General features: G+C 60.6%; 18 protein-coding genes and 1 pseudogene. 7 read left to right on the top strand and 12 right to left on the bottom strand.

Annotation, left to right across the window (positions count from 1 at the left end; translation table 11 throughout):
- Window positions 1-20: 20 nt before the first annotated feature.
- The 4 genes and pseudogenes from ABID19_RS00320 to ABID19_RS00310 form a co-directional block, all read right to left on the bottom strand.
- A complete protein-coding gene (locus ABID19_RS00320) occupies window positions 21-1,214 on the bottom strand; it encodes a DUF262 domain-containing protein (RefSeq protein WP_354487095.1) in 1,194 nt (397 codons plus the stop codon).
- A 190-nt stretch (window positions 1,215-1,404) separates the two neighbouring features.
- Window positions 1,405-1,626, bottom strand: a pseudogene (locus tag ABID19_RS34320) (RidA family protein); the annotation flags it as partial.
- A gap of 30 nt (window positions 1,627-1,656) precedes the next feature.
- Window positions 1,657-2,121 (bottom strand): DUF6644 family protein, encoded by a 465-nt coding sequence (locus ABID19_RS00315; RefSeq protein WP_354487094.1) that lies wholly within the window; start codon window positions 2,119-2,121, stop codon window positions 1,657-1,659.
- Complete coding sequence (locus ABID19_RS00310; protein ID WP_354487092.1) at window positions 2,122-2,505, bottom strand: DUF6152 family protein; 384 nt, start codon at window positions 2,503-2,505, stop codon at window positions 2,122-2,124.
- Window positions 2,506-2,969: 464 nt separating this feature from the next.
- On the opposite strand from ABID19_RS00310, the gene ABID19_RS00305 reads away from it, so the two are divergent.
- The gene (locus tag ABID19_RS00305) at window positions 2,970-3,290 is read left to right on the top strand and encodes a DUF1476 domain-containing protein (RefSeq protein ID WP_354487090.1); all 321 of its coding nucleotides are present in this window, start codon (window positions 2,970-2,972) and stop codon (window positions 3,288-3,290) included.
- Window positions 3,291-3,325: 35 nt separating this feature from the next.
- On the opposite strand, the gene ABID19_RS00300 is transcribed toward ABID19_RS00305, so the two are convergent.
- Complete coding sequence (locus tag ABID19_RS00300) at window positions 3,326-3,877, bottom strand: DUF4142 domain-containing protein (protein WP_354487089.1); 552 nt, start codon at window positions 3,875-3,877, stop codon at window positions 3,326-3,328.
- Between the two features lie 145 nt (window positions 3,878-4,022).
- Window positions 4,023-4,445: a lysozyme inhibitor LprI family protein gene (locus ABID19_RS00295; protein ID WP_354487087.1), complete on the bottom strand. Its 423-nt coding sequence runs from the start codon at window positions 4,443-4,445 to the stop codon at window positions 4,023-4,025.
- Between the two features lie 197 nt (window positions 4,446-4,642).
- Here ABID19_RS00295 and ABID19_RS00290 point away from each other — a divergent pair, with 197 nt between their 5' ends.
- Window positions 4,643-4,984 (top strand): hypothetical protein, encoded by a 342-nt coding sequence (locus ABID19_RS00290; RefSeq protein ID WP_354487086.1) that lies wholly within the window; start codon window positions 4,643-4,645, stop codon window positions 4,982-4,984.
- A 360-nt stretch (window positions 4,985-5,344) separates the two neighbouring features.
- On the opposite strand, the gene ABID19_RS00285 is transcribed toward ABID19_RS00290, so the two are convergent.
- The gene (locus ABID19_RS00285; RefSeq protein ID WP_354487085.1) at window positions 5,345-5,833 is read right to left on the bottom strand and encodes a GNAT family N-acetyltransferase; all 489 of its coding nucleotides are present in this window, start codon (window positions 5,831-5,833) and stop codon (window positions 5,345-5,347) included.
- A 110-nt stretch (window positions 5,834-5,943) separates the two neighbouring features.
- Window positions 5,944-6,810, bottom strand: a complete 867-nt coding sequence (locus ABID19_RS00280; protein ID WP_354487084.1) for a lytic transglycosylase domain-containing protein — start codon at window positions 6,808-6,810, stop codon at window positions 5,944-5,946.
- A 179-nt stretch (window positions 6,811-6,989) separates the two neighbouring features.
- Between ABID19_RS00280 and ABID19_RS00275 the strand changes: the two genes are divergently transcribed.
- Window positions 6,990-7,559, top strand: a complete 570-nt coding sequence (locus ABID19_RS00275) for a methylated-DNA--[protein]-cysteine S-methyltransferase (protein WP_354487083.1) — start codon at window positions 6,990-6,992, stop codon at window positions 7,557-7,559.
- Window positions 7,560-7,736: 177 nt separating this feature from the next.
- Here ABID19_RS00275 and ABID19_RS00270 read toward each other — a convergent pair whose 3' ends face one another.
- Entirely contained in the window at window positions 7,737-8,063 is a 327-nt protein-coding gene (locus tag ABID19_RS00270; protein ID WP_354487082.1) for a hypothetical protein, read from the bottom strand.
- Window positions 8,064-8,388: 325 nt separating this feature from the next.
- Here ABID19_RS00270 and ABID19_RS00265 point away from each other — a divergent pair, with 325 nt between their 5' ends.
- From ABID19_RS00265 to ABID19_RS00255, 3 genes are all read left to right on the top strand, one after another.
- Window positions 8,389-8,601: a cold-shock protein gene (locus ABID19_RS00265; RefSeq protein WP_023678332.1), complete on the top strand. Its 213-nt coding sequence runs from the start codon at window positions 8,389-8,391 to the stop codon at window positions 8,599-8,601.
- 259 nt (window positions 8,602-8,860) lie between these two features.
- On the top strand, window positions 8,861-9,061 hold the full coding sequence (locus ABID19_RS00260) for a hypothetical protein (protein ID WP_354487081.1): 201 nt from the start codon (window positions 8,861-8,863) through the stop codon (window positions 9,059-9,061).
- Complete coding sequence (locus ABID19_RS00255; protein ID WP_354487080.1) at window positions 9,058-9,312, top strand: type II toxin-antitoxin system RelE family toxin; 255 nt, start codon at window positions 9,058-9,060, stop codon at window positions 9,310-9,312. The genes ABID19_RS00260 and ABID19_RS00255 overlap by 4 nt, the downstream gene beginning before the upstream one ends.
- A 14-nt stretch (window positions 9,313-9,326) precedes the next feature.
- On the opposite strand, the gene ABID19_RS00250 is transcribed toward ABID19_RS00255, so the two are convergent.
- The 3 genes from ABID19_RS00250 to ABID19_RS00240 form a co-directional block, all read right to left on the bottom strand.
- Window positions 9,327-9,938, bottom strand: coding sequence for a glutathione S-transferase family protein (locus ABID19_RS00250; RefSeq protein WP_354487079.1), 612 nt, complete (start codon window positions 9,936-9,938; stop codon window positions 9,327-9,329).
- Window positions 9,939-10,039: 101 nt separating this feature from the next.
- Window positions 10,040-10,894 carry an EAL domain-containing protein gene (locus tag ABID19_RS00245; protein ID WP_354487078.1) on the bottom strand — a complete coding sequence of 285 codons (855 nt, stop codon included), beginning with the start codon at window positions 10,892-10,894 and terminating at the stop codon, window positions 10,040-10,042.
- Entirely contained in the window at window positions 10,891-11,784 is an 894-nt protein-coding gene (locus ABID19_RS00240; protein ID WP_354487077.1) for an EAL domain-containing protein, read from the bottom strand. Before ABID19_RS00240 ends, ABID19_RS00245 begins: the two co-directional genes overlap by 4 nt.
- Before the next feature lie 203 nt (window positions 11,785-11,987).
- Between ABID19_RS00240 and ABID19_RS00235 the strand changes: the two genes are divergently transcribed.
- Complete coding sequence (locus ABID19_RS00235; RefSeq protein ID WP_354487076.1) at window positions 11,988-13,190, top strand: pyridoxal phosphate-dependent aminotransferase; 1,203 nt, start codon at window positions 11,988-11,990, stop codon at window positions 13,188-13,190.
- Window positions 13,191-13,220: the final 30 nt, after the last annotated feature.

Below are 13,220 nucleotides of genomic sequence, written 5' to 3'. Positions count from 1 at the left end.
TTAAGGCGAGTCGACGCCATCTAGTGAAAGCCGTCGAACGTTATACGCGAGCTCCCGTCTTTCCTAGGTTCGAGAGCAGGCACCTTAATGTCTTGTTGAAGAGCGGCACGAAGTCCGACCCCCCAAATTGACAACCGGTCGAACGTGTGCGGGATGCCGGCTGTATCACTTTCGATGGCCTCCGAGAACGACGCATCAGCGAGGCATGAGGTGTATAGCTGTCGGACTTTCTCAGCGTTAGCCGCCATAGCCGTTCTGATTTCATAATCCGCAGCATAAAAAACAAGGGCATCGAAAATTGCTCTGTTGAAAGATCGCGAACCAGGCTTTCGGGCCAACGTGTCATCGCCAAATATATCCATAAGAACATCAACAGCCGCGTTAAATTGCTCAATATCGAGGCCAACAGAAACCTGAACCTTTTCCCAAGTTTCGTTAAGAGCCATACAAGTGTTGTCCAGAAATTCTTTCATCCTCCCTGAGTACCCAGGAAGGAACCGCCGATAAGCCAAGTACCGAACAATAAGCTCTACGTCTCGCATACGAGGATCCGGCGTCGTTCTACTCATTAGTCTCTGGACGTGGACCGACGCAATCGCGGTGTCATCAATAAAGTCTGAAAATGGCCCAGGCACCATAGCTTGGCGCAATTCTTGAGGAGAAAGTTTAACGCTTCCGGTATTCAATCGAAGGAATACGGTGTGAAGAAAATTCGTATTTGGCCAATTTCGAATTACAACCGTCCGAATTGTGTTATTAAAAAAAGCGTTCAGATCATCCCTTCTTGCTGGGTCCTTTTCCAATTGAGAGAAATTCTTACGAATAAGATCCGTTCTAACTTCCAGCCCCGAAAGTCGAAAAGCATTCTTCGCACCTTCGGCGTTTCCCGTAAATTGCAACAGAGAAAGCAATCTCTGCTTCCCATCCAATACAATAAATTGGCCTCTTTGATTTTTCTTTTCCGCGAGAACTATCTGTGGGATGGGAAATCCTAAGATAACACTTTCAATAAATCTACCTTTCCCTCCAATCGACCAAGCATCTCTCCTTTGGAAACGAGGGCTCATGTCGATGTTTTTATTAGTCAATTGGGATATGACAGTTTGAACCGTCCAATCGGACGAATATAGAACAGCTTCTGAAAAAGAAGCTGTATCTTTTGGGTCTAGGACCGCATCGTCCTCGTCGACAAATTCAAGATCTGCTTCCGCCATCGCTTCTCTCATCTTTCCCATGTCTTAGCCAAGAATTAGCTCGTTACCGCAAGGCCGACGGCATTGGTAGCACTGATTTGAGCAATCGGGCAGGGCTTGAACAGCTCGATCGGGTCTTAGCCAAGCTCTGGCGGCGAGCCAACCAGAGTGCCAGCGTAACGCCAGGAAACTGGTCTTCACGACCTCACCCTCACCCCGCTGCGATACACTCGATCTCAATATCGAACTCCATCGGCCATGACGCCACTGGCACGAAGGTCCGCGATGGCGGGTTCACGTTGAAATACTGGCATAAACCCGATTGATGGCGCGGTAGAAGCCGGAGTTGAGGGCGTAGGTGCGCCCCATCGCCACGTTCTCCGGCGGGGTGCGACGGCTCGGTCTGCCGTTCGATGTCGCCGCGCACCATCTCGCGGCTTGACGGCCTGTGCCGCCCCTCGCCTCAGTTGAGAAACCCAATAAACCGTCCGGCGAAAAGCACGGATGTCCACAGAACCAGCGAGAGCACCGCCAGGATGGCGACGGTCCCGCCGGCCGGCTCGTCACCGCCTTTTGCGCGGCGCATGAAGACGAGGAAGTTGGCGCCCGCGAGGAGGATGAGTGTCATCTTGGCGAGGAAAATCGGCATCGCCGCATACTCCCTCGCCCTGACTGAAAACAGCAGCGCCCCAGTAACAAGCGCCCCAGTGAACGCGCTCAACGCCACACGGCGCAGCAGCGCGACGAACGCCGCCTGCGGCAGCGGTCGGAAGGCGCCGAGGACCCTGAGGTCCATAAGCCAGACACTGGTCAGGAGCGCGCCGATCGACATGATGTGCAGCGCGTTGACTATGGGGTAGGCGATGAAGGAAGCCTTCAGTGCCCGCACGAAGGCGAGTTGCTCGATGCCGGCCAGCAGCCCGTCCATTCAGGCCGGCGGCACGCGGTCGGGATAGACATCGTAGGTCTTGCCGCCGACGATGATCCGGACTGCTTTCATGCGCTTTTCCTGCTCGTCGAGCGAGCGGTTGCCGATCGCGGTCACCTCATCGCCGACCTTGGCAACCTCCTCGGTGAAGCCGGCGGCAATCGTTCGGGACGGCGGCGCCATCTCCACCCGCCAGGCCTCTCCCTCTGCGTCGACGTCCAGCGTGGCGTGCGGATTGCCGATATAGATGGCCGTGATCTTGCCCCGGAGTTCGAAAAACCCGTCCTCGGTCCACGACCAGCCGTGATGGGCATAGGCTGCGGTGGCGGCGGCAAGGATCACTGCCGCTGCCAGCGCGACGCTCCGAATCCCGTTGAACTGCATCGCTCGTCTCCTCGGACCATCCCGCTATTCGAGAGTAGGTCACGGCGAGGCAACGTCAAATCACATCGGTGCGACGGGCAGTCGGCGACGCCCATCTTCCTTCTCCCCTTGTGGGAGAAGGTGGATTGGCGCGTAGCGCCAAGACGGTTGAGGGGTGCTGGACGGAGTGCCGACGGCGCCAAGCTGGAGCACCCCTCATCCGACCGAGCTTCGCTCGGCCACCTTCTCCCACAAGGGGAGAAGGGAGAGCCGGCCGCAACGTCGGCACCCTTTCTGCAACGCTGGCGATTGGCGAAATCCTATGGGCAGGCGCAGTGCGTTGTGGGGCAGAGCAAACCGAAGCGATTGCCTACGGAATGAACGGTCCGGTCTTGCTTATGACGTATATGCACGCCATGTTCGGCCCGCCGCTCTTCTTGTCCATCGGATGAAGATCGGAGATTCACACCTGAACGAGGCAAACCATGAGCAGTATGAGAGACCGTCAGGAAGGCTTCGAAAAGAAGTTTGCGATGGACGAGGAGACGAAGTTCAAGGCCATGGCGCGCCGCAACAAGCTGCTCGGCCTGTGGGCCGCAGAAAAGCTCGGCAAATCAGGCGAGGACGCCGACGCCTATGCCAAAGAGGTGGTGCGCGCGGACTTCGAAGAGGCAGGCGACGACGACGTGTTCCGCAAGGTACGCGCCGATTTCGACGCGGCGGGCGTCGCCCAGTCGGATCATCAGATTCGAGGCGCCATGGCCGAACTGTTGGTGACTGCGGTCGAGCAGATCAAAACGAGCTGAACGCCGCTCGGTCTGAACCGCCCTGCTGGCTCCAGCTAGCTATGGGCGGCCACCAGATCCTTTACGTGTTTTTCGTGCATCCGCAGCGTCGGTAGCGTCTTCTTGGCGAATTCCTTCAGCGCCGGGTCTTCGCCCGACTGCGCATAGGTGGAAAACAGCGCCACCGCCTGCTTGTGCGCCTCGGTCTGCAGGGTGATGTATTTCGCCTGGAATTCATCGCCGTCGAGGTTCTTGAGCTGGTCCAGCATCGCCTGGTCCCTCGGCAACAAAGCGGGGCCGCTCGGTGTCACCGAGGCCGTGGTCTGGCTCTGTTCCAGAGCTGCCTTGAGATCCTCACCAGCCTTGGTGTGGTCCCTAACCATCAGCGCGGCGAAGTCCTTCACGTCGGCGGCGACATTTTTTTGCTCGGCCAGCCTGCTGCTTTCAATCTCGAACCGGTTGGCGCTGGCGGCCGTTTTGGAGAAGGTCTCGGTATCGACCTTGGTCTCGTCGACGGCAGGTATATCGGCCGGGGCAGTGGACTGGGCGAAGGCCGCCGGCGCGCCGGCAAGCAAAGCAAGCGTGGCAATAGCGAGATGCGGTCTCATCGAAAAATCTCCGGGTTGTGTCCTCGGAGAGTCAACGCGACACAAGCGGCGAAGTTGCGCCTTTCCTTCTCGCCACCGGGGAGAAGGTGGACGCTCCGCGGCCGGATGAGGGGATACTCCCTATGCGATTACCAATCGGCCGAAGCTACTGCGCCGCCGGTACCGGGCAGCTCGTGTCGCCTTCCTCGCAATTGAGGTAGCCCTGGAAATCCTTCAGCCGGTCGTTGGTGAGGCTCTCCCGGCAGCCGGCGACCACCATCGGATACATGCTGCCGGCGCTCTCGCGTGGGCCGCCCTGGAAATTGCATTCGGCGTCGCGAAAAGCGATCCAGGCACGCTGCGCATCGACCAGCAGCTTCTTTGACGCCGCATCGTCCTTCAGCCGGCCCTCGATCTGCCTGTAGGCGTGGTTGAGCTTCTTGTCGGCTTCGGTGAACGACTTGCCGGCGCATTCGTTCATGGTCGTTTGATCCATCGCATTGGCGCAATCGTCGGCCGCCCGCGCCGCATCAGTGAATAGCGGAACGGCGAGGATCAAGGTGGCGAGACCGGTTTTGGAAAGCCGCATCGTGTTTCTCCGATTCGAAAGCCCCGCTGTAACAAAGCCTAACCGCGCGACGAATACAGGCAAGATGCAGCCTGTCGCCATGGTGGACAGTTCCTTTCAGGCCGGCGCCGACGGCTGCGAAGCAATAGCGTTGCAGAACGGGATGCATATCACCGCATTTTTCGTTCAGGAGGATAGGTCCACATCGGGGAAAAACCATGCGCGAAGCCGACAATGACGAAATCGACCTGCGCTGTCCGCAGATCGTCGCCGACAATGCCGCCATGGGGCTCAGGCTGCGCGGCATATTTGGCCGTGGCGGCACCGAGATCGGGGTTGCGCAGGCGACCGAGCTCAAGAACCGTGATAAGCTTTCGCCCTCCACCATCCAGCGCATGGTCAGCTATTTCGCCCGCCATGAGGTCGACAAGAAGGACCGCAACTTCGGCAGTGAAGAAAACCCGTCGGCCGACTACATCGCCTGGCTTTTATGGGGCGGCGACGAAGGCCGGGCCTGGGCGCTCGAGCTTAAGCAGAAGATCGGCAACGCGCCCGTCTGAGCGATAACAAAGCAGCTTGGAACGGAAAGGTTCGCGGGCGGTGCTTGGTGGCGTACGATGAGGCGGATCCCGGACCCGCCTCGGGACCCGCCGTGGAGTGCGGCTGACACATGCCGGTGCAGCCCCCTCCGACACCCTCCGCCCGGTACTCCGACCAAACGGCGTGGCAGGGTCTTAGCACTTGCCGTCGGCGACCTATGTGAAGCAGTTCACAAACGATGCACTTTCCCCTGCGTAAGGGCAGCCGACCGGAGCCGGGCTAGAGCATCGGACCCAAAAGTGCGAAGCGGTTTTGGGAAAATCCGATGCTCAAACAAAGAGATAGAGCGGCGTTACGATTCGATTTGAGAGTCCGCCGCGCTAGTCCACCCAGTCGACTTCGAACATCCCCAGCCGCTCGTAGAGCCTGACGGCGGCGGCATTCTCAACCGTGTTGGTTTTGAGATCGACATGCGCAGCGCCCCGTGCGTGAAAGGCGGAGAAGACGTGCCACATCAGCGCTTCGGCGATGCCTCGGCCGCGCGCCTCGGGATGGACGGCAAGGTCTTTGACGAACGCCCGCGTCCAGCACAGCGCAGCACCCACCAGCCGGCCCTTGCTGTCGATGACCAGGAAACACAAAGCAGGGTCGAATTCAGCGTCGCTTGAAATCCGCGGCCACCATTCGTCGAACGGCCCGTCGGCGCCATCGTCGAACACGGTGGTCAGCAGCGCATGCAAAGCGAGCGCGTCTGTGGCCTCGAAGCCGCGCATGACGAAGCCTTCCGGCCAGCGCGGCGGAGCAAGCGCGTCATCGAGGATCTTGCGCAGCCTCACGTCGTTCGGTGCCGGCGGGCGCGGCTCGGGCATGGCGTCTATGCCTGTCGCGCAAAAGTGCGCAGCGGTTTTGCGATAACGACATGCATCAAAACAGGAACCTAAAAGCGCGTTGCATCAACCCGTCCAAACGCGACGCGCTTTTAGGCGTCGGGCTGCAGGCGGCGCCGACCACGGTCGCGGCCAAGGCCGGTTTCTTCCAGCATACCCTTGCGCTTGGCGTCGTAGTAATAGCCGCTCTGGTAGAGCCGGTCGGCGCGCTTGGCGTTGCCGCCGGATACCAGCCAGGCGCCGCGCAGATATTTTACTGCATATTTCAGATTGGTCTCAGCGTCGAACAACCCGCTCGCCGGCCCGTCATAGCCCATGCCGCGCGCCGTCGCGTGCTTGATCTGCATCAGCCCCCAATGGCCCCGATTGTAGGCCTTGGGATTGAAGGTGCTCTCGCGATTGACGACGCGGCGCACCAGATCGACCGGCACCTCATAGAAGGCGGCGTATTTCTCGATCAGCCGCTCGATCTCGCCGCGCGGCCCCGTCGAGTACTCCTTGGCAGGGCTGGTCGAAAGCAGGGCGGACGGATTGTCAGGCACTACATAGGTGGCTTGCTGAACCCCGGGCATCGTCTTGCCTGCCGCGCCAGTGACCGGCATGGCCACAGCAGCCGTCGCATAGACAGGTGCTGCGCTGGTGGGCGCGGCATCGGCCGCCATGGCTGCAGGTGCAGTTGCGGCCAGCGGAGTCGGGCCGGCAAAGGCGGCTGGCGGGGCAGGCGTTGCTGCGGGATCGACAGCCAGCGCCGCCGTCTGGACGGGCGCGACGCCGGATGATTCCGGCAGCACCGAAACCGTGTCGGGCAGTACCAGTGTAAAGCCGGCATCGCTACCGGCTGCGGCGGCGGTTTCAGTCAGGGATGGCACGACCTTCGTCTGCGAAGTCGAGGTGCAGCCGCTGAGGCCGGCCGCAGCAAGCATCACGCCGATCGCGGGAAAGATGATTTTTGCTGGCAAGCCGCGCTCGGGTCCGGTTCGTCTGTTAAGAAAATCCTTACACCAGCGCCTTTCCCCCGGCAATCCGCAGCCTGTTGTGGACTTCGGATGGTTTTCGGGTGGCAACAGCAACCTGAAAATGCGATACCTCGTTCTCGATATGTACTGGATTCCCGTCCGTTGTCGGAAAGGAGCACATCATGGAAAGCACCTCTCAAGCCACCGCCGGCCACGCGGTCTTCGAAACCGTGATCGGCTTCATGGGCATCGCCTGGAGCGAAGCCGGACTGACGAGGCTCTGCCTGCCCCAGCGCAACCGCGACGCGGTGGAACGCCGGCTCCTGCATCATGCCGGCAGCGCCGCATCGAGCGCCCAACCGCAGTGGGTCATCGAGCTGATCGCGGCGATAAAGGCCTATGCGTCAGGCGAAGACACCGCCTTCTCCGATGTGCCGGTCGATCTCACCGGCGTCGACGATTTCCGCCTCGCCATCTACGACGCGGCGCGAAAGCTCGCCTTCGGCGAGACCACCACCTATGGCGAGCTGGCCAAACGCGCAGGTCATGCCGGGCTCGCGCGGGAAACTGGTGCTGCGCTCGGCGCCAACCCGGTGCCACTGGTTATCCCTTGCCACCGCATTCTTGCCGCCGGCGGCAAGATCGGCGGTTTTTCCGCGCCGGGCGGCTCGACCACCAAGGAAAAGATGCTGGCGATGGAAGGCGTGCGCGTCGGCCCGCCGCCGCCGGCGCAGGTCTCTTTCGGCTTCTAGGACATGTCGATATTCAGGGGATGCCGGCCTGCAAATGGCGATTTCCTGCGCTTCCGGTACTCACGCACCCGAACGTGCGCTGCGTTCCGGTTCTCGGAATCCACCATTTTCGGCTCGGCCTGACCTGAATCTCAACACGCCCTGGAGCATCATCCGGACCGTATGCGATGGAAGACGCTAGTCGGGAAGAATACGCCGGCGGAAACGCCGGTCTGTGTCCACCCGCTTGCATTTGTAGACGATGCAGGATTTCGTATCGGCGCTCGGCACCGAAGCCCGTGCCCTGACCTCACCCATATTGCAGAAACGCTGACTCCGCACATAGCGGTCGTAGAGCGGCAGCCCCGGCGTGCGCGTCGACTGGTAACGCAGGATGACGGCACCTTCCCTCGCGATCGTCGCCCGCACCCTGTCGCAGCTCATGCGGCTCGGGTCATAGCGCGAGATCGCTTGCGCCTCGGCGGCCAACAGCGTCAGGCAGGCGGCAAGCAGAACAGTTTTCATGGTCCTCTCCCAAAACAGGACCGGACGCTCGAAGGCGTACGATCCTTCCCCGTGCGCGATAACCAATGCAATCCTCCGCAACGCGCGACGTTACAAGGCTTTCACGCGATTGGGGCGGCCGTTGGGCAGCGCCGCATCAGCGCCTTTTTTCGCGCAGTCTTGTTTTTTGCGCAGAAGCGGACTATATGAGGTCCATTGATATTTCGGCCGATCGATCCGGGCCTCGCGATATTCGCGTTTGCTGACGTCTATCTCCAAAATCTCGATACAAACCGGCTGGACTTCGGTTCGGTCAAGCTAAAGCAAACGTATAAGGACTATCGAAATGGCAACAGGTACGGTCAAGTGGTTTAATTCCACCAAGGGTTTCGGCTTCATCCAGCCTGACAGCGGCGGCGCGGACGTTTTCGTGCACATCTCCGCAGTCGAGCGCGCTGGGCTGTCGACCCTGGTCGAAGGCCAGAAGATCAACTTCGAGATCGAGCAGGACCGCCGCACTGGCAAGTCGTCCGCTGGGTCTCTGAGCAAGGCAGCCTGATTTTGCGAATGGCGCGCGCCGGGCGATAGCTCGGGGCGCGCGGCAAGTCACGGATGTACTGACGGTCGCGCGAGAAGCGCACCGGAGCGGAAAGATCCCGACAAGCCGAGCAGCAGATTGTTGCCGGCCCGGACCGAACGCTCCCGATCAGGCTACCAAGCATGGGAAGGCGGGATTTTGTCCCGCCTTTTTGCTGTCCGGATTTCCAATGAAACAAGCTGCCTTGGCCTTATTGTACCAATCATGGTATTTTTAGCCCATGAGCAAGCTCGAACAGATCGAAAAATCCGTTGCCGAATTGAGCCCCGAGGAGCTGAAGGCGTTTGCTGCCTGGTTCGAGGGGCTGCAGGCGGATATGTGGGATCGGCAGATCGAAGCCGACGCCAAGACTGGCAGGTTGGATAAATTTGCCGAGCAGGCACTGGCTGATCATCGCGCCGGCCGGACCCGGCCTCTGTGAATCATGTCGCCACTCCCTCATTCTGGGAGGCTTCCAGCAAATTACCTGCGTCGATCAGATCCAAAGCAGATAAGCGTTTCGACAAACTGCGCTCTGATCCTTTCCATCCATCGCTGCATTTCAAACAAGTTGGACGCTACTGGTCGGCGCGGGTTGACCAGAGCTATCGCGCCGTTGCTGTGCGCGCGCATGAAGACATGGTCTGGTTTTGGATCGGCACTCACGCCGAATATGATCGCCTGCTGAAATAGCCGTGAGGACAGAGCTATCCCAGCCATTCGATCGGCACGTGCCCCTTATCCGCCTCGACCCGTTTCAGCCAGGCCGCCACCGCCGGGTAGGCGTCGAGCTGAAAGCCGCCCATCTCGGCCGTATGCGTATAGGCGTAGAGCGCGATGTCGGCGACGCTCAATGCCTCACCGGCAAAGAACGCACTGCCCGCCAGATGCTTGTTCATCACGCCGAGCGCCTTGTTGCCGCGCTCCAGCGTCACCGCCAGCCGCTCCGGCGTCGCGTCCTTGGCCCGTTCGGGAAAAGTCAGCAGCGCCTTGCGCACCGCGATATAGGGTTCGTGGCTGTACTGCTCGAAAAACAGCCATTGATAGGCCAATGCCCGCTCGTATTTGTCGACAGGCAGGAACTGCGTGCCTTCGGCGAGATAGAGCAGGATGGCGTTGGATTCGGCAAGCAGCCTGCCGTCGTCAAGCTCGAGCAGCGGCACCATGGCGTTCGGGTTCTTGGCGACATAGGCTGGCTTGCGCGTGTCGCCGGTATGCGAGCTGACCTCGACATTGGTGAAAGGGATCCCGAGCTTGGCCATCAAAAGGCGCGGCTTGTAGCAATTGCCGCTGTCGATCATTCCGTAGAGTATGGTCATCGGTGCTCCCTCGCTCTTGCGCGACAGCCCAGGCTCTATCCCGGCGCCAACGACTCGATCCAGTGATTTGTTTTGGCGCAACCATCAGCGCCGCTGATAGATCAGCCAAACAACGGCACGACGTTGTTGGTCCTGCCAAGCAATCCGTCGATCGATAGCGGCTCCTCGTCGAAAACCGTGCCGGCCAGCGCCGGCCGGCCAAGGTAAAAACCTTGTATCAGGTCGACGCCGCCGTCCAGCGCGACACGCAGATGCGTGGATTGCTCGATGCCTTCGACCAGCACCTTGGCGCCGCGGTCGTGCAGCGCGGAAACCAGCGGCCGGAAAAATCGTTCGGCGGCGGCATGGCGACAGAATTCCGCAAACCAGGCGCCGTCGATCTTGACGATGTCCGGCTGGACAAGGGCGACCCGCTCCTCCGTCGAATGCCCGGTGCCGAAATCGTCGATGGCGATGCGAATGCCGTCACGCCGCATCTCGCGCACCAGGCTGACGAGCACCTTTTCGTCGGCCGCCTGCTCGGTGATTTCGCAGACCAGCATGCCGGGATGCAGGTCGAACTCGGCGAGATGCCGGGTCATCAGCCTGATTTCGGCCAGCGCCCGCCCGGGGTCATCATTGATCAGCGGATTGTAGTTGAAAAACAGGTCGAGCCCATCGACGCCGATGTTGCGGAAATTCCGGAGATGCAGCACCCGGCACATCGTCTCGACGAACAGCCGATCCGGCACGGGTACGCCCTGAAAAAATACTGACGGCGCGACCGGCCTGCCGGCGCGGTGCGGTTCGATCAGCCCTTCGACCGCAACAGCCGTCAAAAACCTGCCGCGCGGCGCAAAGATCGGTTGATAGGCGCTCCTCAGCCGGAACGCGCCATAGACACCGTATTCGATCCCGACCTCGTCGGCGAAGATCGCCTCGCCGACATTACGCCGCCTGTCGTGCCGCTCGGTCATGGCGCCCCCTTGCGGCCGAAAGCCCGTTTCGGCCGCAGCGAAGCCGGTACGGTCGCAGGTGCACCGCCGGCATTGGGCACTGCCGCAGGCGTCTGCCTGTCCTTACCGAAGACGTGGAAGCTGGTCGGCGCGAGCTCCGGGCGCGCCAGCGCAAATCCCTGCACCATCGAGGCTCCCGATTTTTCGGCCAGTTCAAGTTGCCAGCCCTCCTCGATGCCCTCGAACACCGTGCGGATGCCTTGTTCTTCGAAGCTTGCCACCATGGCGGTCAGCAGCGCGAAACCGGCGCCGGACTCCATCAGTTGCATGATCCAGCGAGCGTCGAACTTGACGATATCAGGCCGGAGCTCCTTGATGCGGTTGATATCGGACTCGTCGGCTCCATAATCGTCCACGGCGATGCGAAACCCATTGGCCCTGAGCGCCTCGACGAAATTATAGAGCGTTTCCTGCGACGCCGATTTCTGCTCGGTCACCTCGCAGACGACGCGGCTCGCATCGATTTCAGCCTCATGCAGCACCAGCCGCATGTCGCGCAGCGCCTTGTCGGCGATGCTGCGGTCGGTGAACACCGACGGATCGAAATTGATGAAGATGAATGCCTCTTGCGGCAGACAGACGCCGGCGTTCAAAAGGTGGAGCGTCCTTGTCAGCGCCTCGATGTGCAGGCGGTCGACCGCCGGGCAGCTGTCGAAAAAGCTCATCGGCGACTGCGGCTCGCCGTCGCGGAACGGCCGGATCAGCCCCTCGAATGCGGTGGCCGATAATTTGCCGTTGCTGAAGGCAAAGATCGGCTGGAAAGCGCTCCGCAGCGTATAGGCGCCCCAGACACCGCTGGCGGTGCCGTCATCGTGACGGACGATATGGGCAAGTCCGATGCTGCGCGACACGGTTCCTCGCTTTGCGAGACTGGCGGAATGGGTCGTGATCCAGCCGCTGGGGTTTTACCGCCGGTAAGTGAATTTATTGTTGCCGGATTTGCCGGGGATTTGGGATCTGGCTCATCCGACAATGCTTGCGCTTGTTGGAATGATGCGACATGAGAAGCCCGCGGTTGGATGGACCGCCTAAGCCCACAAGGAGCAACATCGTCATGGCCTTTCTTGCCGACGTCCTTTCCCGCGTTAAGCCTTCCGCGACCATCGCAGTGACGCAGAAAGCGCGCGAGCTGAAAAACGCCGGCCGTGACGTCATCGGGCTGGGTGCCGGCGAGCCGGACTTCGACACGCCGGACAACATCAAGAACGCAGCGATCGAGGCCATCCGCCGCGGCGAAACGAAATATCCGCCGGTTTCCGGCATCGTGCCGCTGCGCGAGGCGATCGCGAAGAAATTCAAGCGCGAGAACAATCTCGACTACCGGCCGGAGCAGACCATCGTCGGTACCGGCGGCAAGCAGATCCTGTTCAACGCCTTTATGGCGACGCTGAACCCCGGCGACGAGGTGATCATCCCGAGACCGTATTGGGTCAGCTATCCCGAGATGGTGGCGATCTGCGGCGGCACCTCGGCTTTTGCCGACACCTCCATCGACAACGGCTTCAAGCTGACAGCGGCGGCGCTGGAAAAGGCGATCACGCCGCGCACCAAATGGCTGTTGATGAACTCCCCGTCAAACCCGTCGGGCGCCGCCTATACCGAGGCTGAATTGCGCGATCTGGCCGACGTGCTGTTGAAGCATCCGCATGTCTGGGTGTTGACCGACGACATGTACGAGCACCTGATCTATGGCGACTTCGTCTTCAAGACCATCGCCGAGGTCGAGCCGAAGCTTTATGAGCGCACCCTGACAATGAATGGCGTGTCGAAGGCCTATGCCATGACCGGCTGGCGCATCGGCTATGCGGCCGGGCCGGTGGCGCTGATCAAGGCGATGGACATGATCCAGGGCCAGCAGACATCAGGCGCCTGCACCATTGCGCAGTGGGCGTCGGTGGAGGCGCTGAACGGTCCGCAGGATTTCATTGCGAAAAACAAGGCGATCTTCCAAGCTCGGCGCGATCTCGTCGTGTCGATGCTCAATCAGGCCCGCGGCATTTCCTGCCCATCGCCCGAAGGCGCCTTCTATGTCTATCCGTCCTGCGCCCAGCTGATCGGCAAGAAGACCAAAGCCGGCAAGGTGATCGATAGCGACGAAGCATTTTGCTCGGAACTGCTCGAGGCCGAGGGGGTGGCGGTCGTGTTCGGTTCGGCCTTCGGCCTCGGCCCGAACTTCCGCATCTCCTACGCCACATCGGAGGCGTTGCTCGAAGAGGCCTGCACGCGCATCCAGCGCTTCACCGCTTCGCTGATCTGATCAGGCGCATCTCGAACACCGAAACCCGGC

It is taken from the genome of Mesorhizobium robiniae, from assembly GCF_040545535.1.
In the GTDB taxonomy this organism is placed as follows: Bacteria; Pseudomonadota; Alphaproteobacteria; order Rhizobiales; family Rhizobiaceae; genus Mesorhizobium; species Mesorhizobium robiniae.
The sequence above is the reverse complement of the archived record's forward strand: the minus strand, read 5'-3'. Positions and strand labels throughout refer to the sequence as shown.